Genomic DNA, 22,035 nt, shown 5'->3' with positions numbered 1-22,035 from the left:
AAAATCCTGCCGGAGAGATCCGGCAGGATTTTTTAGCTTCGGTTTCGGGGGCGAGCGGGTTCCAGGTTTATCCGAGCTCCATTAATCTTCGTCTGCCTAAGAGCTTCAAAAACAAATGGAGCCACATCCTCAGGAACCTCCACAAAGGAAAACCGATCATAAATATTGATCCGACCGACTCTCTTTGCGGCAATCCCCGCCTGTTCAGCAATCGCTTTTACCAATTCACGTGGACTAATATCTACATTTCGCCCGACATTGATAAAAAAGCGAACCATGCCAGGAGATGCTCCCGTTTCACCAAAGTTATACACCGCATCGGTTCCAGTTGCGCTAAAACGATCCGAAAAAGCCAAGTGCAGGGCGGCAGTAGCAATTTTTTCAGGATCGTGCGTTTTCGAAAGATCTTTTATCAGCTCTTCAAAAACAGGTAACCGATCACCAGAGGCAATCATCTCATTTAGTTGTTCTTTCAAGACCTGTTGTTGTCGCTCAGCCACCTCTTCCAAGCTTGGCAATTCACGAGGCTGCAACTGTCCAGAGATCTCATGTTCAATCGAACGGAGTTGCTTCATCTCTCTGGGAGTCACCAAAGTGAGAGCAACACCTGTGCGACCTGCGCGACCGGTTCGTCCAATCCGATGAACGTAACTCTCCGCATCTTGAGGAATGTCATAGTTGATCACATGGGAGATCGTCCCCACATCAATTCCACGGGCCGCTACATCCGTCGCCACCAGGAGTTCAATATCTCCCCGGCGAAATGCATTCATCACTCGATCCCGCTGTTGTTGTGCCATATCTCCGTGAAGTCCACCGGAAAGATAGCCTCGTGTCTGCAATGACTCCGCCAGCTCATCCACACCTTTTTTTGTCCGGCAAAACAGAATTCCCTGTTCCACATCTTCACTGTCCAGGATACGACACAGCGACTCCAGCTTGGTACTTTCCAAAACTTTGTAATATACCTGTTCAATGATGGGAGCCGTAACTTCTCCACGGCTCACTGTGATATAGCGGGGCTTTTTCATATACTTTCTTGCAAGATTGCGGATCGCTGGCGGGATGGTAGCTGAAAACAGAAGGAGCTGCCGGTCATCCGGCAAATAATTCATCACTGCTTCAATATCATCAATAAACCCCATGTCCAACATTTCATCCGCTTCGTCCAACACCATGATATCCACGTCATCCAAACGGAGCGTTTTTCGACGCAAATGGTCCAGCATTCTCCCAGGGGTTCCAATCACGACATGAACTCCCTGTTTCAACGCTTTGATCTGTCGACCAATGGGTTGTCCGCCATAGACGGAAAGTGTCTTGATCCGTTTCGGCCGGCCCACCTTACGCAATTCTTCCGAAACCTGGATGGCCAGCTCCCGTGTCGGGGCTAAAACAACCGCCTGAACCTTCGGAATATCCGTATCCACATGTTCCAACAAAGGAATCCCAAAGGCAGCAGTTTTACCAGTTCCTGTTTGCGCTTGTCCGATTACGTCTTCTCCCCGAAGGACAGCTGGAATACATTCCGCCTGGATGGGGGAAGGCTCTTCAAATCCCATATCACGAATCCCTTTTAAAATCAGAGGATTCAATTCAAAAGCATCAAATTCCTTCATTCGTAGTTTCACCTTTCCTTAAGCATTCCAACAGAATAAAGAGTGCGTGTTTAACCGCTCGAATACGTATTTTTTCCCGCGAGCCACTAAAATAGAACCGATAGGCACGAGGCGGTTTTCCCTGCTCGGCCACACCCACATAAACCAGACCCACAGGTTTTTCTTCCACAGATTGAGGTCCTGCCACACCCGTGACAGAAAGACCAAAATCGGTACGAAACCGGCGAGAAACGCCTTGTGCAAGAGCCAGTGCTGTTTCCATACTGACCGCCCCTTGCTTTTCTAAACATTCACGAGAAACATCTAAGTCATGCTCTTTGACTTCATTGCTATAACAAACAATACCGCTTTGAAAAACCGCGCTACACCCCGACACCGATGTTAACGTTCCAGCAAGAAGTCCACCTGTACAGCTTTCAGCTACAGCCACTGTTTTTCCCTGTTCGGCCAGCGACCGAACAGCCGCCTTCTCCAAGGTTTCATCGTCCACTCCGTACACATACTGGCCAACCGACTGAAGGATCTCTTTCTCAATCGGGGCAATCATGGCATCCGCCTGTTTACGGTTGACCGCTTTCGCTGTGAGACGAAGCGTCACTTCTCCCTCTTTCGCCAAAGGGGCAATCGTTGGATTATCCTGGTGTTGAATCAATCCCTCAATCCGTTCCACCAAATGAGACTCTCCGATTCCAAAAAAACGAAGAACCTTGGATACAACCACCTCATCATCTGAACGGATTTGCTCCAAAAAAGGACGCACCTGAGAATGATACATGGGATACAACTCCGTAGGAGGACCTGGAAGAAGGACACAGGTCGTTTTACCGACAGTAACTGCCATACCGGGAGCTGTACCGTTGGGATTGGCAAAAACCGTCCCATCTTCAAATACAAGCGCCTGCTTATAGTTTGAAGGCGGAACAGACAATCCATATTTTTGAAACACCTTCTCCAACACCTGTTTCGATGGAGGGTGTTCCACCAACCGGACTCCCAAGACTTCAGCTACCGTCTCTTTGGTCAAATCGTCATCGGTAGGACCTAATCCTCCAGTAAATATCACCAGTTCTGAACGGGAAACTGCCGTATGTACAACTTCTTGTAATCGATGGCGATTATCTCCTACAGATGTGTGAAAATAGACATCAATTCCGAGCTCTGACAGCTCTTGGGACAAAAAAGCGGAGTGAGTATCCACAATTTGTCCAAGCAACAGTTCAGTTCCGACTGCAACCAACTCAGCACGCATTTGACAACTTCCTTCCTGTCAACGCGATTTGGAGAAGCGGATGACATTCTTGTTTTTTAAAAAGTAATCAACCCCGGAGAGAATCGTGATAATCACGGCTAACCAGATAAAAATCTGAGAAAAAGGGAAGGAGATGGAAGAAAACGGAAAATTATTCAGCATTAATGCTGCGATAGCAATAATCTGTACAATCGTTTTTAGCTTACCGAGTGCACTGGCAGCAATCACTTTTCCTTCAGCCGCAGCCACAAGTCTCAATCCTGTTACTGAAAATTCTCGGCTGATAATCACTATAGCGATCCATGCATCAAGCCGCTGCATTTCAACCAAAGAGATCAGAGCCGCAGAAATCAGCAATTTATCCGCCAGTGGGTCCAGAAACTTTCCCAGATTGGTCACCAGCTTTCGCTTGCGCGCAATGTAACCGTCCAATCCATCTGTCACCGCCGCCAGAATGAACACCAGTGTAGCAATCATTTCAGTGATGGTGATCACTCCTTCGCCGAGACGAAATTGACCCAAATCAAATTTTAATAAAAGAAACACCATCACGACCGGAACCAAAAAGATTCGAGCCAGTGTGATTTTATTGGCCAAATTCATATCAGCGAACCTCCCCCCGCAGGATTAAAAGAAGCAGGGTGACAGGATTCAGATCCCATTCTTTTACGCGTCTGTTTGCACTGATCATCCCAGACTCTCCCAATCCTGAAATTCACTTCTCACCACAGACCGGGCCTCGCTCATCTACCATACCATAATCCAGCTTGGTCAAAAACCGTTGGAAACAGACCTGCTGAACCACAATGGTTACATTTATGTATCAGGTAAATCGGACGACATCAGCCGGCACAAAAGAAGCCCTGTAGTGGTAGGGCTTGAAGCACATCCTTTCCCTTTACACATCCGGTGAGTATCATAACGGAAATTTGTTACATAAGGAAGTTGGAAAGATCTGCTCCTCAAATGGGCAAAACTGATACTCCCTCATCGATTCGTGTCCGTCTCATGAGTTTCTGCACTCGTGTCACGATTATACCAGAGACCGGATGGATTTTCGAGAGGTAGACCCGTTTTCATCATTATAAAAACGCAAAAGGCGCCTGTTTTTGGTCGCCTTTGCTTCAGTTTATTTTTTCAGTTTCAATTGATAGGCATGAGACTCAGAAGTCTCAGAGGTTTTGATCACATGTCCATTCACGGTTAGCTTGACAAACGCTGGGTTTCCAATCATAAGAGAAACCCATTTCGGATGACGGAAAGTTTTTTTTTCTCCCGCAGATATTTCAGACTGCTCGACAACTTTCTCTGTCGGTCCCCCTGCACGATAGCGAAACCAGGTTTTCTGTCGGGCTTCCAGCACTACTTCCACTTCTTTGGCCTTGTATACCTCAAACATATCGCCATATTTGTAAGTCTCGGAGGGACGCACCAGCCGAACTTTAAAATCATGATCTGACTTCTCCGGCTTTTTCTCAACTTGATCCACTACATCCTGTTCTTTGTGGTTCGGCGATTTCTCCTCCATCGTAAAATAATAAACCATACCGGAAACTGCAAATATTATTAAAACAAGAGAAAACCACACATAACCCTTTCGGGTTTTCATCCATGTCGAAAAAAACGAGCGAGCTCCCTCTGTGGTAGAGGATCGCCGGGTAGCAAACCGCTCTTTTCGGCTCATTCCCAAATCTGGCGACGCATCGGTTGAAGGTTCCTCTTCTTCCAAAGACTTTGACCACATATGTTCAAAATAACGAATATATGGCTTTGGATCTTGTCCAAGAAACTTGGCATACGTACGAATATAAACGCGGCCATAAAACTTGCTTGGAAGAGAAAAAAAATCTCCCTGTTCCACTGCATGCAGATAGTATTCGTGGATATTTGTTCTCATTTGTACATCTTCCAGAGTCAGTCCAGCTTGTTCCCTCATTCTTCGCAATTGGTCGGTCGACTTTTCCATTGACCTGAACCACCTCCTGCCACCACCAACAGGGAACTGCAAATCTTTTTGTAACTTCTCTTACACAGTAAAAGTGCACCTAGGAGGTTTCCTTTGGGTGCACAACAAACGTCATAAGGTCAGATCATGGAATGATTGCTGTTCCTGACAATTCGGAACTCAGTTATACAAATCCCCATTCCGTATGATTATGGTATCAAAAATTGATTAAACTTTCGAGAGAGTCTCTCTTAAAAATAAATCGACTATCAATGAGGCTCCCGTATTCAGGAGCCTCATTGTATCAATGCAATATGAATCAACTTTTTATGATCATATGATGTTTTCACTTTTTTTCCATTAACGGTCACTGCAGCAGAAGATGCTGACTCCAACTCCAAATAAATATCGTCTCCTTTATCATACTTATAAGAGAACGATCCGCCTTTTTTGAGCAGCCCTTCCTTTAACTCATCTCCCACCTCTTGCTTACGGATCTGAAACTGACTTTCCTCTTTTGCCTTAATGTTGAGCTCTATTTCATCCGCATTGGTCAGCTCGTAGTAATCTGTTTCTTTTCCACCTGTCTGCACAGGAGTGAGAATTGGCTCAGATGACTGTGAGCTTTCCTTTTTGCTCTCTTTTTCTTCTTTCTGTGTTTTCCCCTCAACCGATTGAGGGGGCTCTTCTGTATAATATAAATAAAAGACATAGATCGTTGCAGGAATCAAAAGGATCGTCATCAAAAGCAAAAAGCGCGTATACCACGTACCCCACTTACTGTCGGTTTGCTTGTTCTTTTTCTTCTTTCTTCTTTCACTCCGGCTTCCGATATGTACAGGCTGCGCTGTTTCAGCGTGATCCTGTCGCTGTACCGCCTTCTCCTCTTTACTGTCTGGAGTATTTTCACCCTTCATCGCATCTTGAGGCGACAAACCCAATTCTTGGGGCTCTGGCATGTCCGGAGGCATACTGACTTTGCGAGATCCTTCTTCTGCCATGGAATTTAAAGCAGATGGATTGTTACCATCGATCACAGAAGATGCATCTTTTCTTTGTCTGCGAAAACGGCTCGTCAACGTTGACTCCTGACCTTCTCTGGAATGGTTCATCATTTCTACAGGAGGCGTCTGGGCCTTTTTTCTGGATCGACGGGAAGGAACATGAGATCTCTCCTGCGTTCCTCCTTGGCCAAAGGGAGTACCACCGCCACTCAATGTAGCACTCCCTCCCACCGTTTGACGATATTCATTTACAATCTCACGAGAATCCAATCCCAAAGTCTTAGCATAAGTTCTTAGATATATCCGAATATAGTATGGACTAGAAATACGATCAAAATCACCCGACTCCAGCGCGTTTAAGTCTGTGGCAGAAATCCGGGTATATTGTTCCATCTCTTCCAGGGAAAGACCCCAGGATTCGCGAGCTTGCCTGAGCCGATAACCGATATGACTCGACACCCGGCCCACCTCCTGCCATTCATTAATCACTCAACTTACTTCACCGTGATACGATAGCTTCTGGGTACATCCTGAGCTTTTGTATCAATCTCTTGATCGTTTACTTTAATCTGGGCATTGGATGGTTTTGTGAGACGAAACCATACAAACTTGTCATAAGGCAATGTTCTCTGTTGTCCCACTTTGATTTCATAAGATTCATCTACTTCATTTGGCTTTTTCCCAAATCGAATGTTGGTGTCACCTTTGGTTGCTTTAATCTGTACCTTAAGCTTTTCAGCATCCTCCAGAGCGTAGAGATCCCCTTCCAAGTCCTCACCCGATTCCACAACTTTCAGCTTGGGGGCGTCCAAGGCATCGGCCTGAGCATTGTTTCCGGCGGAATCGACGCCTTTTTTATCACTTTGCTCCTTTCCGGAATCTGCACTCTGCGTTGTGGTATTCTCATTGGTCACAACGATATATGCTCCGCCGGAAAGCAGAACCAAGGCTCCAACAGCAGCGATGCGAACCAACCATTTTCGAGTCCCACTCTTTTTGGACTTCCCCTTTTCTTCTTCCCTGCCTTTTTTCACCTCCAATGATACTTTTCTCGGAGTAAATGTCTGTTCCAGATTTTCCTGTTTAGGCGCTTCACTCTGCGTTTCTCTTTTTTTCTCTGGAATGGATTCCAACTTAGATGACTGTCGGGGATTCCTCAGGGTTTGAGAGTGTTTTCCAACAGCCGATTGTTGGGGATTGGTTTGATGGGGGATTGTCCGATGACGGCTTGTCCCCTCCATCGATTGCTTCGGAGTTTGAGGCGCTGCTTGGTTGAAGGATTGATCCATCCCTGTCGGTGTAGTCGGCTGACTGGGTTGAGAGACGTTTCTTCGCCCCATCTGCTGACGATTTTGGTAAGGATGCTGCCCAGCCCTTTTTTTTCCGGACGGTTGACCGCCCCCTGTACTTCCGGATACCAACCGTTCATACCGATCCAATAATGGAGCGGCATCCAGTCCCAAACTGTGAGCATAAGTTCTCAAAAATGCCCGGACATAAAAAGGGCTGGGCAACAATTCAAATTGATCATTTTCCAAAGCACGCAAGTATTCAACATGAATTTTAGTGCTCCGCTGCACCTGTTCCAACGTAAATCCGTTTTTCTCCCGAACCTCTTTCAATTGAGCTCCAATACCTAACATATGTACACCCCCTGATTACATTGCCTATCCCATATCAAAGGCCGCCATGTCCTCTTTCAACATGTCATAGTTGATCACTTCATCCGGATCATTACGCAACTCAATGATATAGTCAAAGTCGTTTAACTCATACTCCGTGTTTTGAACAAAGATATCCGGATGTTCAATTACCTTGGTAGCATCCATTCGCAAAATTTCCTGAACAAGCATGTGATGGCGCTCCGATGACCGCAATGTTGAAACGATTCCATCAATGATATAAACATTGTCAGCATTCATTTCATCATCAGCCAACTGTTTTCGAATCGTCTGTTTGAGCAGGGTGGATGAAACAAATGTCCATCGTTTGTTGGCACAAACACTTGCTGCTACCAGGGACTCTGTCTTACCCACTCTGGGCATTCCGCGTATCCCGATCAATTGATGTCTTTTATATTTGAACAACTCAGCCAAAAAGTCGACTAACAGACCGAGCTCTTCACGGGTAAACCGATAGGTTCTTTTATCTTCCAAACACCGATCGAGATAGCGACCGTGCCGAACCGCCATGCGATCCATTAGGGTGGGAGGGCGAAGTGCAGTTACAGTGATATTGTCCACGCGATTCAGAATATGCTTTAACGCATGGATTTTTTCCCGGTCATCGGTATTCAGTAGCATTCCTCTTCTCTTGTGTTCAACACCGTTTATTGTCAGAATATTGACAGAAAGCATTCCGAGAAGAGAGGCGATATCACCTAACAAACCAGGTCGATTTTTATGAATTTGGTATTCAAGGTACCAGTCGTGTCCGCCCATATATGTACACACCCTTTTAAAGTGCCGTCTGCCAAAGTGTAAGTAAACTTTGTACATGCTTTGCAAATTTGTCTAATAGTATACCATATGTCGCTTCAGAATCGAACCCCGAAGGCTTATCCAAATCTTAAAAGAATGAAGCACCCTTTGTAAAGGATGCTTCATTCTTTTAAGATTATTGTTGACCTCCATGAACCAGCTTGACCATTAATGAAGCCATTGTTCGCTGTTCCTCTTCATCCGCAGCATCCCACAATTCCTTCAATAAACGCTCCTGTTCATTCTTGGGGTCAATTTCCTTGGCTAAATAATCTCCAATTTGATAAGCTACATCCGTGATGGTATCTTTATCCATACCCAGTGATTGAGCTTGTTCCACACGCTCATTTAGGAAATTTTTCCAATCCCCGAAATTACTCAGGACCGACATGGATCATCCTCCTTGTCCGGATAATGTCTTCTACAGATAATATGATTTAAAATCCTCCACTTTATACAAAAAGATTACGGATACCAACCTCCATTCACATGAAAAATCTGTCCGGTAACATAAGCCGTTTCCTTACGGCAAAGCCATTGAACAAAAGAAGCGATTTCCTCCGGTTTCCCCAAGCGCCCCATGGGAATTAGCCCGGAAAGTGCGTATTGATCTTCTTCAGATAATTGTCGATTCAGCATATCTGTCCCTACAGCTCCAGGTGCGACAGCATTTACCGTAATACCCGAAGGAGCAACCTCCTTGGCCAATGCCCGCGTCATTCCATTGATCGCACCCTTGGCGGAAGAGTAAATCACTTCCCCTGCTCCACCCGACTCTCCCCAAATGGAAGAAATCAGAATCACTCTTCCAAATCGTCTGGACACCATCTTCGGCAAGACTTCCTGGATCAAGTGATATGCTCCACGAACATGAGTATCCATTAATTGATCGTATTCCTTATCCGTTACATCCTGAAACAGAAGACTTTCTCCCGAAACCCCTGCGTTATGTATCAGAAGTGTAGGTTCTCCCAAATCATTTCGAACCGCTTCCACTGCCTGTTTCACATCCCGGCGGGAACGAACATCGGAGCAATATGCATAGGAACGTACCCCCTGGGAACGACAATATTTTACAATTTCTTCCGCTTTTGAATTTGACCGCAGATAAGTTAAGGCCACATCGGCACCGGCATCAGCCAATGATCGGGCGATTGCGGCACCTATTCCCCGACTTCCACCAGATACAAGTGCAATTTCTTCCGATAATGTTCGATCCATTTTCATCCTTCTCCCTATGTATCATGAACAAAGACGCGCCTGTTCGGCACGTCTTTGAACTCCTCTACTCCCCATCCAACGGACGGACAATGGAAACTGCAAAACGATCCCAGTCGATATGCTCTTTCAGGCGTTTGTTTACGTCTTCCGAGTTTAGTTTTTCCAATTGTGGAATCACACTGAACAGATCCATATCGTTAAATTGAAAACGCGTAAACTGATTGGCTATCCATTCCGGAGAATTGTAAGAACGAAGATACCCCCCCAGCTTCTTCTTACGAATGCGTTCAATCACTTCATCCGGAATACCTCTCTCAACGATTTGTGGCAATTCTTTTTGAATCCGTTGAAGAAGAGTGTCCGGATCGGAAGTATCTCCACCTATTGCCGAAAAGCCATAACCGTTTTCCAGGCTGTAATCATATCCAAAATGGTCATCAATCAGGCCCTGATCATACAAGGACTGATACAAATCCGTTCCCTGGCCGAAAATGGCCTCCAGCATAATTTCCGTCTCCAACTCCTGACGAATGAGCTTTTCCCCACTCAGACCAATACGGTTTTCCTTAAAACCGAACAGGCATTTGGATATTCCGACGGACAATTGAACATCTGCCACTTCTTGATCTACCGACATCGGTTCATCGGGATAGATACGCCGTATTTCTCCCTTTTTTGTATATGTCTTGCCTGTTTGATTCTGGCGAATCTGCTGGATAATTGCCTCCGGATCAATAGGCCCTACCACAAACAACAGCATATTGCTGGGGTGATAAAACGTGTTATAGCATGTATAAAGCGTTTCCTTGTTGATTTTAGCGATTGATTCCACCGTTCCCGCAATATCGATGCGAACCGGATGGTTTTTAAACATCGCTGCAATCAACCCGAAATAAGAACGCCAATCGGGATTATCTTCATACATACGGATTTCCTGAGCAATAATCCCTTTTTCCTTTTCGACAGACGGATCTGTAAAGTAGGGGTTCTGAACGAAATCAATCAGTGTGGCAAGATTTTTCTCTACATTTTCCGTACAGGAAAAGAGATACGCCGTCCGTTCAAAACTGGTAAACGCGTTGGCCGAGGCCCCTTGGTTGGAAAACTTGCTAAAGACATCTCCATCCGGCTCCTCAAACATTTTATGCTCCAGGAAGTGAGCAATTCCGTCCGGAACCTGTATCTCCTCTCCTTCAGGAGTGACAAAATGATTGTCAATCGAGCCATATTTCGTCGTAAACGTTGCATAGGTCTTGTTGTAATTGGACTTGGGAAGCAGATATACCTTCAAACCATTGGGAAGTTGTTCATAATAGAGCGTTTCATTTAACTCTGGATACTCAATCTTCTCCATTTTCGTTCCCTCCTTTCCGATTCCTTAAAAAGTAAACAGTATCCAACTGGATTTTTTGTGCGACCTTTTTAATTTCGTCATCCGTCACTTGATGAATTCCTTCAATCATTTGCTCCAACGTTTGCACCTGTCCGCTCAATACACCGTGATAGTGAGCATCAATCACGTTATAGGCCCGATCTTGTCTTTCTTTCAGTTGGTTAATAAGCATTGCCCGCGTCTGATTCATTTCAGATTCCGTAAACTCACCGCGTTCCATCATAGCAAACTGCTTGCGGATAATATCCACCGCCTGTTGATAATTGTCAATCTCAATGCCTGACTGAACGGTGAGAATCCCTTTATGGCTTTCCAGTCGAGAAGCAGCATAATAAGCAAGGCTTGCTTTTTCCCGAACGTTGATAAACAGCTTGGAATGCGGAAATCCTCCCAGAATCCCATTATACATCTGCAACGCTGGATAATCTGGATCCGCCAACGTAATCTGGGTACGATACCCCAGGTTCAGCTTACCTTGATTGACATCCAGCCGGTCTACCACTTCATGAACCTTTTCCGGGGTTTTATGCGTCCTACCAACAGGGATCTCCCGTCTTTTCCCTTCACCCGTCCTGAAATGGGCTTTCACCAGTTCCACCACGTTTTCTGTGGTGACATTCCCCACAAAATAAAGATCAATCGGGCAGTGTTCTACCAGTTCAAGATAATATGTATACAGACTTTGTGGACTGATTGCATCCAAGTCCTGAAGGCGACCATGATTAAAAAGAGCATAAGGTTCATCCTTGCACATTTCCTCTACACAACGATGGGCGGCAAAACGGATCTTGTCATCCAGCAAACTCTCAATCTTCTGTTTGAGATTTTTCTTTTCCGCCTCAACATAACTCTTCCGGAAGGCTCCATCCTCCATCACCGGTTGGTAGAGGATCTCGCCCAAAAGTTTCATCCCGTCTTCCATCAATGCACTTGTACCCTTCAAGTAACGATCATCGGCAACCTCCAGTCCCAACTGCATAATATGCCGCTCACCGCGTTTAAAAACATCGCCAAACAGCGTGGCACCATATAATGCATCTAGCTGTTGCTTCAGTTGGATGGTTGAAGGATAGGATTGAGTGCCCCGTTGAAGAACACTGGGCAACAGAGCATGTAACGTCACCGTTTGGGGTGATAACTCCTGTTGCACCATCGCTACCATCATATTGGTTTTAAACTTATCCGTAGAGCACACATGAACCCTCAGACTTCCGACATTTACGGTTTCAAAACGGATATCCGACACATCCACACCTCTTTCCACATATACGAATAGCTTAATTTTACCAAAAAGTTAATACGGGGAGAAGATGATCTGTGAACGGCTCTCCACGAAAATGGTGAGCTTCTCGGTTCATCGAGCCGCAGGCGGGTACTCTCCGCGAGCTTCACTTCCCGTAGTTCCTACGGTACATGTTGAAAATATTTTTGTGGGTCTTTCCACATGACAGGAAACGTTTTACGTGGTGACTGTTCCTTCCTCACCACAACCCCATACGATTCGGTTTTCAAGGTACAAATCGTTTAACGAGTTTTCGCTCGTATTTTGAGTATACCAAAAATTGTCGGACTTGCGAGGAGGGGGGTATTAAAATGGGGGGGATTCCCCGCTCGCATTTCCTAAAACCATTAACTATTAATATGACCACTTTCATCAAAAATATTGCCCTGCGCCAAAACTTCCTTTATTGAAACAGACGCCTCTCCTCAATGAGGAAAGGCGTCTGTCCACTTAACGGCCACCCGTTTCATAAGGTTTTCCAATCGCCGCAGGAGCTTCCGCTCGTCCGACGACTCCGGCTAGAGCCAGAATGGTAAGAATATAGGGCAACATATTCAACACTTCACTGGGAACATAATTGGTTAGACCAAAAATCTGACCGGTCAAGGCCAAAGCAACCGCCAGCCCAAAGAACGTGGCAGCTCCCAATGCTCCAAAAGGATTCCATTTACCAAAGATCAGTGCTGCCAAAGCAATAAATCCTTGTCCAGCAACAGTCGTTTCGTTAAACTCGCTTCCAATGGCGATCGAAAGGCCGGCACCCCCAATCGCAGCCAGAGCACCACTGATCAATACAGCGATATATCGCATCAGAAAAACGTTTACCCCCATTGTCTCTGCGGCGCGAGGATGTTCTCCCACTGCCCTTAAACGCATTCCAAACGGCGTGCGATACAGCAGAAAATAGGAAAGAAAAACAACGAATACCGCCAGGTATGTGGTGGGAAAAGCGTTGAAAAAAGCAGGTCCGATCACAGGAATTTGGCTTAACCCCGGAATAGGCAAGCGATCCAAGGTCTCCAGTACGGTTGGAGTCTGAGCCTTACCGTTGTACATCGCTTTTACAAGATAGACAGAAATGCCCAGAGCCAAAAAGTTAATCGCTACTCCGCTAACCACTTGGTCCGCCTTAAATGTAACCGAGGCGACCGCGTGAGGAAGCGCGAGGATTATACCTGCCAACATGGCTGCCAACAGTCCAATCCAGGGATTGTTTGTAGCTAGGGTTGTCACGGCTGCTGTAAAGGCACCAATCGTCATTAACCCTTCCAGTCCGATATTCACAACTCCGGACCGTTCTGAGTACAACCCTCCCATGGCGGCCAAAATCAATGGTGTTGCATAAAGGACCATTGTTTGCAGGATATTCGTAAGCGTGTCAATCACTTTTTTTCACCGCCTTGTTTCCAAACTTGCTCATCATCCAACGAACAACATTGGCCGCGACAAAAAAGATAATGGCAGCAAATACAACCCGGATCACTTCCGTGGGAACATTCGCTTCAAATTGCATGACTGGACCACCGTAGGTGAGAACTCCAAAAAGAACAGCGGCAAAAACAATTCCTAACGGCGAATTGGCTCCTAAAAGTGCAACAGCGATTCCGTCAAAGCCAATCCCGGTATGTGAGCCGTGAATGGCAAGGTATCCGGACGTTCCCAACAGTTCGGAGGCCCCACCCAGTCCAGCAAATAAACCGCTGATCATCATGGACATGATCAGGTTTCGTTTCACACTCATTCCCGCATATTCAGAAGCATGCGGATTTAAGCCTACAGCCCGAAGCTCAAAGCCCAGTGTCGTTTTCCAAAGGAGATAATACATAAAAAGTGCAGTTGCCAAAGCGATAAAGATCCCAAAATGGATTCTTGAATTGCCAAAAGCCTGGGACAACAAATCCCAGCGCAAGGATGCAGATTCTGGAATCGTCTCTGTGGAATCAGCCCCTTGTGACAACCAATTGCGTACCAATGTATTGGCAAGATACAATGCAATAAAGTTCATCATAATAGTCGTAATCACTTCATGGACTCCGCGTGTCGCCTTTAGAAGACCGGGAAGAAAAGCCCAGAGAGCCCCACCCAAAGCACCGGCCAAAACAGCCACAACAGCGTGAAGAACCGGTGGGAGATCCATTTTAAGAGCCACAATAACTGCAGCCAGTTGACCGATGATAAACTGACCTTCCACCCCGATGTTAAATAACCCGGTTCGAAACGCTAGTCCCACTGCCAAACCGGTCAAAATCAAAGGGGAAATCGTCCGAATCGTTTCTCCGATATCATAGGGCATCAAAAAGGCACTCATAAAAAGCGCTTGGTAAGCTTGTATCGGATTGTATCCAGCCGCTATCATCATAATGGCTCCCACCAGCATTCCCAATAGAACGGATACCACGGAAGTGATCACTGGAGATTCCCGCAACCTTCTTTGCATGGTTTCCATCACTGTTTCACCTCCATACCGGGTTTTCTGCCGGCCATCAGCAAGCCCACTTCTTCTTCTGAAGTATTGGCAGGGTCTACCCAGCCAACAATTGTTCCTTCATAAATGACAGCGATTCTGTCACTCAACTTTAACACTTCTTCCAATTCCAGAGACATCAACAAAACGGCCTTCCCTTTATCCCGTTGTTCAATCAAGCGCTTGTGAATAAATTCAATCGCCCCAACGTCCAATCCCCGTGTCGGTTGAGCCGCAATGAGCAGATCCGGATCACGGTCCACTTCCCTGGCAATAATCGCCTTCTGCTGGTTTCCACCGGAAAGCGCGCGGGACGGCGTATAAATATCCGGCGTTCGAACATCAAACTCCTGAACTAGTTTTTGGGCATACTGGTCAACGTTCTTATAGTTCATATTAAACACTTTGGAAAACGGAGGTTGGTAATAGGTTTGCAGAACCATATTTTCGCTGACTGAAAAGTCCAGAACCAATCCCCGTCGATGACGATCTTCAGGAATATGTCCCACGCCCTTTTTCGTGACTGAACGGGGCTTTAAATTGGAAATTTCCTGTTCATTTAATTGAATACTGCCGGATTGAACCTTCCTTAACCCCGTAATAGCTTCCAAAAGCTCGGTTTGACCGTTACCATCCACACCGGCTATGCCAACAATTTCTCCAGCCCGAACATCTAGATCAAGCCCCTTGACAGCCTCCATCTTTCGGGAATTGAGCACATGAAGATCTTTAATGGACAAAACCGTTCGATCCGGCTTTGCTTCTTCCTTATCTACAGCAAATGAAACTTCCCGCCCAACCATCATGGATGCCAGTTGGTTCTCATCCGTTTCGTTTACTTCCACTCGATCGACATATTTACCGCGACGAATGATCGTTACTGCGTTACAAATGCGCATAATCTCTTTTAATTTGTGAGTAATGAAAATAATCGTTTTTCCTTCTTTGACAAGATTACGCATAATTTGTATTAATTCATCAATCTCTTGTGGTGAAAGGACCGCAGTCGGTTCATCAAAAATCAGAATATCTGCCCCGCGATAAAGGGTTTTTAAGATCTCCACCCGTTGCTGCATGCCAACGGAAATATCCCGGATTTTCGCTTTGGGGTCCACCCGCAGTCCGTAACGTTCCGAAATGCTTCGCACTTCTTCCTCTGCTTTCGCCTTGTCGATCAGTCCATTCTTTGTTGGCTCCTCGCCCAAAATAATATTTTCCGTGACGGTAAAGGGGTCAACCAGCATAAAGTGCTGGTGAACCATCCCGATTCCCAGCTCATTGGCCATATTGGGACCGGTGATCTCCACCTTGTTTCCTTTAATTCTGATTTCTCCTTCATCCGGTTGATACAAACCGAACAGAACATTCATCAGTGTCGACTTTCCCGCCCCGTTTTCACCCAGCAATGCATGGATTTCCCCTTCTTTAACGGTCAAGTGGATATTGTCATTGGCCACGATACCGGGAAAACGTTTGGTAATGCCTTTCATTTCGACAACATTCATGGAAATCCCCCTTTCTTTACTGGCAAAAAGGGCTAGCATCCGCTAGCCCTTTTCGGACCAAATCATGGATTCAAATATGGTTATCCCTTATATTTTTTAAACTCCTTTTCAGTAGACGGGACTTTGATTTCTCCATCAACAATTTTTTGTTTATATTCATCCACTTTTTTCATCACGTTTTCCGGTACATGTTTGCTCGTCGTTTTTGCAGGGACAACCGCATCCTCTTTCAGTCCGAGCTCTACTTCCTTGCCACCAGGAAATTTGTCATTTTCCTTCATATCCTTCATTATATCAAACACTGCAACATCTACCCGCTTCACTAGGGAAGAGAGGGTATGATCCGGAGCCAGCCCAGATTGGTCCATATCGACACCGATCGCCCAGTATTTCCCTTTTTCACGGGTCTTCACTTCGTCAAAAAGTCCTTTGCCTACCCCGCCTGCTGCATGAAAGATAATGTCCGTACCATCGTTATACATATTGGCTGCCAACGACCGACCCTTGGCCACATCTTTGAAACTTTCCGCATATGCGACCGTCACCTTGGCTTTTGGGTTCGCCGCTTTTACTCCGGCACGAAAACCATATTCAAATTTCTTGATCAAAGGAGAAGTAATTCCGCCAATAAAGCCCACTTTATCCGTCTTGGTCATGGAGCCGGCAATGACCCCCATCAGGAAAGAACCTTCCTCTTCCTTAAAAGTGACAGACACTACGTTATCCGGGATCTTTCCTCCTAAGTTATCGTCAACGATCCCAAACTTCTGATCCGGGAACTGTTTTGCGATTTCCGGGATGGCTTTGTTGAATTTAAACCCAACACCCCAGACGATATTCCGTTTTTCACGGGAAAACTTGGTCAAATTGGGGTTGTAGTCGTCATCCCGTTTTGACTCTAAGTATTTAATATCTGCATCCAACTCTTTTTTGGCTTTTTTCATTCCGGCCCAGGCGGTCTCGTTAAAGGATTCATCATTGATGCCCCCGGTATCCGTCACCAAACCAGCGGAAAATCCACCTTCATTCTCACCGCCACCTTGGTTGCCACCAGCAGCACACCCTGTGGCCAACACGAGCATTGCACAAAGAAACATAATACCCCAAGCTTTTTTGCTCATGCATTTCCCCCCTTGAATGTTATAAGCATCCACAGAAAGACATTGTAAACCCTTACTTTAGTAAGCAAACCAAAAGTAATCAGTATTAGATAATTTTTACACCGATCACTTTTGTGTTAGTCTTTCCATGCCCCTTTCTTTTATACCATGGCTACTCCGAATTGGCTACCGTTTTATTTAAAACAATCCGCTTATCCATACTAAAATTTACGGTTGGAAATTTGTTCTGGGGTCATCAGCACTTCTCTTGGTTTGCTTCCTTCGTAAGGGCCGACAATTCCCTTTTGCTCCATGAAATCCATCAAACGTGCAGCACGGGTATACCCTACCCGAAGCCGTCGCTGTAAAAGGGACACAGAAGCCGTTTTTGCTTCCACAACCAGTTGCACGGCTTTGGGAAAGAGTTCATCTTCTACTTCCTTTTCATCGGTACCTTCCGGTTGTACTTCCGGGATCATTTCTTCATGGTAATGGGCCTGTTGCTGACCTTTCACATATTGAACCACTGCCTCCACTTCCTTGTCCGATACAAAGGAGCCCTGAATCCGAATCGGCTTGGACGCCCCTACAGGTACATAGAGCATATCTCCGCGACCCAGCAGTTTCTCCGCTCCACCTGTATCCAGAATCGTTCGGGAATCTGCTGATGATGATACACCAAAGGCAATCCGGGATGGGATATTCGCTTTAATAACCCCCGTAATGACATCCACCGAAGGTCGCTGGGTGGCAATAATCAGATGAATCCCCGCTGCTCTTGCCATCTGGGCTAAGCGGCAAATGGCATCTTCTACATCCGCTGCCGCCACCATCATCAAATCCGCTAACTCATCCACAATAACGACAATGTAAGGAAGAATGTTCTCCTCATCCTTCTCGCGAGCCAGTTGATTATATCGTTCAATATCCCGTGCACCATGCTCTGCAAATAATTCATAACGCCGCTCCATTTCAGATACCACTTTTTTCAGTGCAACTGCCGCCTTTCGTGAATCCGTCACCACTGGAGCCAATAAATGGGGGATTCCATTATAGATATTTAACTCCACCATTTTTGGATCAATCATCATGATTTTGGCTTCATCCGGTTTGGCTTTATACAGAATACTGCAAATAATCCCGTTTATACAGACACTTTTCCCCGATCCAGTAGCACCTGCTACCAGTAAATGGGGCATTTTTGACAAATCCCCTACGATCGGTTCACCGGAAATATCACGCCCCAGGGCAATGGAAAGCTTTGATTCCGCTTCATGATACTGAGAGCTTTCCAATACATCCCGTAAACCCACAACAGAGATATTGGAATTGGGGACTTCAATTCCCAACGCGGCCTTTCCAGGGATTGGTGCTTCGATTCGAATATCTTTTGCAGCCAGAGCCAGGGCAATATCATCAGACAAATTGACGATACGGCTTACCTTGACTCCAGTGTCCGGTTGAACTTCATAGCGGGTAACGGCTGGACCGCGATGGATCTGTGTCACCTTTGCCCTCACCCCGAAACTTTCCAACGTTGATTCCAGTATTTTGGCATTATCCGCCATTCCTCTGCGATCCCGATTGGTTTTTTGACTTTTTGGTTTATTCAAGATTTTAAAGGGAGGGAGTCGATATTCGGCAGGTGTCTGTTCTTTCTTCAAATGAACCACCATATCTCCGGACGGCTCTTTTTTTTCCAGAGGGGATTCCTTTTTTTGATCCGGGTGATCCATCGATGATGCCGTTCCTTTTCCTGTCTCTTGTGAAACAACAGGGAAAAGCTCCGGTTGTTCCGCTGGAACAGATAGAGCATTGCGTTCTTCATTTTCGGAAAAATCATGAATGACAGGTGTTTCGTTTCCCTCAGACGGATAGGGTACCGGTTGTTTTTCTTTTTTTGCTCCGATCCGTTCTTTCCTGCCACGTCTGTTCAGACGTCGGATCAGATCATGCTTCCTTCGCTCCAGCCAACCATTCCACCATATCCGAAGGGATCGCAGACTGTTCACATAGGAAAAACCTGTTGCCAACAGCAATCCTCCCATGCCGAGTGCAATCGTTGCCAGGGTGGAGCCTGTCTGATCAAACAGATATTGAAACAGAGCATAGCCCAATCCTCCAACCATGCCACCTCCAATATCGGTTGGAAGGCGGGAGTTTTTTTCAGCCAGAATCAAATCCCATGTTGTGGAGATAATCGGAACTTCGTTGCCCTGGAATTGCATGTTATCAAAGGTCTCCATATGATTCCAAATCAGAAAGGCCAGAATCATAAGAAAAATGCCTGTCCACCGTGAAGACCAACGACTCGGCCAACTCCGCTTAATCATTACACGAACCGCAAGAACCATCCCCCCTAACGGAAGAAGAAAATCCCAATTGCCCACAAAAAAGCGGGAGAGATAACTTAATGACCGTCCCACAGCTCCTAACCGAGCCATCGCCATCAAGGAAAAAGTGAAGATAACGATCCCATACAATTCAAAAAGAATCACTTTTGAAACACCTTTGGTCACTTTTTTCTTACGTTTTGCCATAACCGACCCTCCAATTCCGTCCAATTTATATCTTTCTTTCCATTATAACAGGAAAAACCCTCCAGCATGGAGACTGGAGGGAAGGAAAATTGCTTAAGGCTGTATTTGTACGGGAGTGCCCGGTTGATAACGAGTGTCCAAATAATGTTGCGGATCTGTGGAAAGAAGGCGCTGAATGCGACCGGCTCTTGGACCATCCATCTCCACCATCATCGGGACTCCATCAACTTCAACCAACTGCGTTTCAGGCTCCTGTTCGGGATCGTGTAATGCAGCCTCTGCCGGGATCACAGAATAGTAGATCATTGAACGACATCCCCTTTGCGATTCCATTCAATTTTCTGATTCAGCTCATTCAATGCATCACCTAGACCACCGACACGATGAATCAGTCCATATTTGACCGCATCACTTCCAATCACATTGGTTCCAATATCACGAGCCAGTTCGCCTGTCCGAAACATCAGCTCCCGGAATTTCTCCTCAGAAATATTGGAATGTTGGGCCACAAATCGGGTCACCCGATCCTGCATTTTTTCCATATATTCAAAGGTTTGTGGAACACCCACCACCATTCCTGTCAAACGGACAGGATGAATGGTCATGGTCGCCGTCTCCGCAATAAAACTGGTATCTGCTGCTACGGCAATAGGAACTCCAATGCTGTGTCCTCCCCCCAAAACGAGGGAAACCGTCGGCTTGCTCATGGACGAAATCATTTCGGCAATTGCAAGCCCTGCTTCCACATCCCCGCCAACGGTATTTAAAATAATAACGACTCCTTCAATTTTGGGATTCTGTTCTGCTGCCACAATCTGCGGAATGACATGCTCATATTTGGTGGTTTTGTTTTGGGATGGCATGACAAGATGTCCTTCCACCTGGCCGATGACCGATAGACAGTGGATATTGGATTCCATCTGGGGCACGTTCGTCTGTCCCAATTGCTGAATGGCGTCCACAATTCCCTTTTTCTTCTGTTCTCCCTTTTGATTGGGATCTGTCCCTGGCTGATCAGGGGCGGGAGCATCCGATGGCTGTGTTGTCGGGCCTTGATTTTGCATATCGATTTTATCGCTCATATGAACCCTCCTTTTCTTCTCTAGTATGCGATGCATGATCCGATCCCATGCAAAAAATGGACGGATGTCTACTCTCATCCTGATTTTCCAAACAACCGGAATCCTACAAAAAAATATAAAAACCCAATTTCAACATCTTTAGGTACCTCCACAAACCCATTCCCATGTCCACCCATAGTTTATAGTGTTGGTCATAAGTGACACGTATAAAAGGAGGTATGACGATGAGTGCGTTGGAAAGACTCTGTCGGCAATTTGCCAATATCACGGGAGGAACACCCAGTATCGTCAACGGAGTTTGTCTGATTCAAAAATTCCGGAACATTCCTGTTACCATTTTAGGAAGACGAAGCCGCTCCCCTATTGTTTTGCCCACTTTCTTCACATTTGAAAATATTGATCGGAGAGGTAGAGCGCTTAATCTAGGCGAAACGGTGATTTTGCAAAGAGAAATCAACCCTTTCATCTCAGCACTTCGTCGACAAGGGATTTTGGTAACCGCCTTACACAATCACTGGCTGTTTGAAAACCCTCGCTTGATGTACATTCACTTCGAAGCCATAGAAAACCCCATTGTATTTGCCAGAAAAGTAGCCAGAGCACTCAGAGTATTAAAATAGACTTTCGTATATATCTAAAAGCAGGAATATTCCCCAGTAATCGCAAGAACGACAGCGATTCATAAAATTGTGTTTGACGCATTTCCGGTAGAAAAAATAATCAAATTAACTCTGGAGGTTCATGACAAAGTGGGGGAGAGGGGATTTCCGTCTCCCCATCTCTTTCCTCCAGCAAAGAATCGGCACTTTTGATATAAGTCCTGTCTCATCCCCTTAAAACGAAATTTCCTATTTATTGGGTCTTTTTTGGGATCTCTACTCTAAGACAAAGCCCTTGTCGATCTCGGCAAGGGCTCAATTCAGTCTTTCTGTAATCAAATCATGGTATAATGATGTAAGCAAGAATACCGAAATTCCTGTAAGGGGTGGAGGGTGATTTTCACTTCTATCGAGTCAGTTCAAAAAATCAAGTGACCTTACCCAAAGAGTTCCAAGATCTTTTGAATGTTCGTGAGGGGGACTACACGACCTATTGCATTGAGGATGGTCAAGTATTCGTGACCAAAGCGGGATTAATCTCCTTTTAATGAG

At 45.8% G+C, this 22,035-nt stretch carries 20 protein-coding genes; 2 read left to right on the top strand and 18 right to left on the bottom strand.

Annotation, left to right across the window (positions count from 1 at the left end; genetic code table 11):
- Positions 1-32: 32 nt before the first annotated feature.
- From FN782_RS06375 to FN782_RS06290, 18 genes are all read right to left on the bottom strand, one after another.
- Positions 33-1,619 (bottom strand): DEAD/DEAH box helicase, encoded by a 1,587-nt coding sequence (locus tag FN782_RS06375; protein ID WP_142504940.1) that lies wholly within the window; start codon positions 1,617-1,619, stop codon positions 33-35.
- Positions 1,606-2,868 (bottom strand): competence/damage-inducible protein A, encoded by a 1,263-nt coding sequence (locus FN782_RS06370; protein WP_142504939.1) that lies wholly within the window; start codon positions 2,866-2,868, stop codon positions 1,606-1,608. The genes FN782_RS06375 and FN782_RS06370 overlap by 14 nt, the downstream gene beginning before the upstream one ends.
- An 18-nt stretch (positions 2,869-2,886) precedes the next feature.
- Positions 2,887-3,471 carry a CDP-diacylglycerol--glycerol-3-phosphate 3-phosphatidyltransferase gene (gene pgsA / locus FN782_RS06365; RefSeq protein ID WP_142504938.1) on the bottom strand — a complete coding sequence of 195 codons (585 nt, stop codon included), beginning with the start codon at positions 3,469-3,471 and terminating at the stop codon, positions 2,887-2,889.
- A 526-nt stretch (positions 3,472-3,997) separates the two neighbouring features.
- A complete protein-coding gene (locus FN782_RS06360; RefSeq protein WP_142504937.1) occupies positions 3,998-4,834 on the bottom strand; it encodes a helix-turn-helix domain-containing protein in 837 nt (278 codons plus the stop codon).
- A gap of 275 nt (positions 4,835-5,109) precedes the next feature.
- Positions 5,110-6,276 carry a helix-turn-helix domain-containing protein gene (locus tag FN782_RS06355; RefSeq protein ID WP_142504936.1) on the bottom strand — a complete coding sequence of 389 codons (1,167 nt, stop codon included), beginning with the start codon at positions 6,274-6,276 and terminating at the stop codon, positions 5,110-5,112.
- A gap of 35 nt (positions 6,277-6,311) precedes the next feature.
- Positions 6,312-7,460, bottom strand: coding sequence for a helix-turn-helix domain-containing protein (locus FN782_RS06350; RefSeq protein WP_142504935.1), 1,149 nt, complete (start codon positions 7,458-7,460; stop codon positions 6,312-6,314).
- 24 nt (positions 7,461-7,484) lie between these two features.
- Entirely contained in the window at positions 7,485-8,258 is a 774-nt protein-coding gene (locus FN782_RS06345) for a YmfK family protein (protein ID WP_142504934.1), read from the bottom strand.
- A 175-nt stretch (positions 8,259-8,433) separates the two neighbouring features.
- Entirely contained in the window at positions 8,434-8,688 is a 255-nt protein-coding gene (locus tag FN782_RS06340; RefSeq protein WP_142504933.1) for a DUF3243 domain-containing protein, read from the bottom strand.
- Positions 8,689-8,762: 74 nt separating this feature from the next.
- Positions 8,763-9,518: an elongation factor P 5-aminopentanone reductase gene (ymfI, locus tag FN782_RS06335; RefSeq protein WP_185956088.1), complete on the bottom strand. Its 756-nt coding sequence runs from the start codon at positions 9,516-9,518 to the stop codon at positions 8,763-8,765.
- A gap of 64 nt (positions 9,519-9,582) precedes the next feature.
- Positions 9,583-10,872: an EF-P 5-aminopentanol modification-associated protein YfmH gene (gene yfmH / locus FN782_RS06330; protein WP_142504931.1), complete on the bottom strand. Its 1,290-nt coding sequence runs from the start codon at positions 10,870-10,872 to the stop codon at positions 9,583-9,585.
- Positions 10,859-12,157, bottom strand: a complete 1,299-nt coding sequence (gene yfmF / locus FN782_RS06325) for an EF-P 5-aminopentanol modification-associated protein YfmF (RefSeq protein ID WP_142504930.1) — start codon at positions 12,155-12,157, stop codon at positions 10,859-10,861. The genes yfmH and yfmF overlap by 14 nt, the downstream gene beginning before the upstream one ends.
- Before the next feature lie 486 nt (positions 12,158-12,643).
- Complete coding sequence (locus FN782_RS06320) at positions 12,644-13,546, bottom strand: ABC transporter permease (protein ID WP_142505081.1); 903 nt, start codon at positions 13,544-13,546, stop codon at positions 12,644-12,646.
- A 25-nt stretch (positions 13,547-13,571) separates the two neighbouring features.
- Positions 13,572-14,639, bottom strand: a complete 1,068-nt coding sequence (locus tag FN782_RS06315; RefSeq protein ID WP_281285920.1) for an ABC transporter permease — start codon at positions 14,637-14,639, stop codon at positions 13,572-13,574.
- Positions 14,639-16,162, bottom strand: coding sequence for an ABC transporter ATP-binding protein (locus tag FN782_RS06310; protein WP_142504929.1), 1,524 nt, complete (start codon positions 16,160-16,162; stop codon positions 14,639-14,641). Before FN782_RS06310 ends, FN782_RS06315 begins: the two co-directional genes overlap by 1 nt.
- 80 nt (positions 16,163-16,242) lie before the next feature.
- Entirely contained in the window at positions 16,243-17,283 is a 1,041-nt protein-coding gene (locus FN782_RS06305) for a BMP family lipoprotein (RefSeq protein WP_142504928.1), read from the bottom strand.
- Between the two features lie 200 nt (positions 17,284-17,483).
- Positions 17,484-19,802 (bottom strand): FtsK/SpoIIIE family DNA translocase, encoded by a 2,319-nt coding sequence (locus FN782_RS06300; protein WP_142504927.1) that lies wholly within the window; start codon positions 19,800-19,802, stop codon positions 17,484-17,486.
- Between the two features lie 93 nt (positions 19,803-19,895).
- On the bottom strand, positions 19,896-20,108 hold the full coding sequence (locus tag FN782_RS06295) for a YlzJ-like family protein (protein WP_185956087.1): 213 nt from the start codon (positions 20,106-20,108) through the stop codon (positions 19,896-19,898).
- Entirely contained in the window at positions 20,105-20,884 is a 780-nt protein-coding gene (locus tag FN782_RS06290) for a ClpP family protease (protein ID WP_425462687.1), read from the bottom strand. The genes FN782_RS06295 and FN782_RS06290 overlap by 4 nt, the downstream gene beginning before the upstream one ends.
- A 218-nt stretch (positions 20,885-21,102) precedes the next feature.
- Between FN782_RS06290 and FN782_RS06285 the strand changes: the two genes are divergently transcribed.
- Both FN782_RS06285 and FN782_RS17440 read left to right on the top strand, forming a co-directional pair.
- Positions 21,103-21,504 (top strand): DUF1259 domain-containing protein, encoded by a 402-nt coding sequence (locus FN782_RS06285; RefSeq protein WP_142504924.1) that lies wholly within the window; start codon positions 21,103-21,105, stop codon positions 21,502-21,504.
- A gap of 365 nt (positions 21,505-21,869) precedes the next feature.
- On the top strand, positions 21,870-22,031 hold the full coding sequence (locus FN782_RS17440; protein WP_142504923.1) for an AbrB/MazE/SpoVT family DNA-binding domain-containing protein: 162 nt from the start codon (positions 21,870-21,872) through the stop codon (positions 22,029-22,031).
- Positions 22,032-22,035: the final 4 nt, after the last annotated feature.

It is taken from the genome of Melghirimyces algeriensis (genome assembly GCF_900182565.1).
In the GTDB taxonomy this organism is placed as follows: domain Bacteria; phylum Bacillota; class Bacilli; order Thermoactinomycetales; family DSM-45169; genus Melghirimyces; species Melghirimyces algeriensis.
This window is presented reverse-complemented; position numbering and strand designations above follow the sequence as displayed.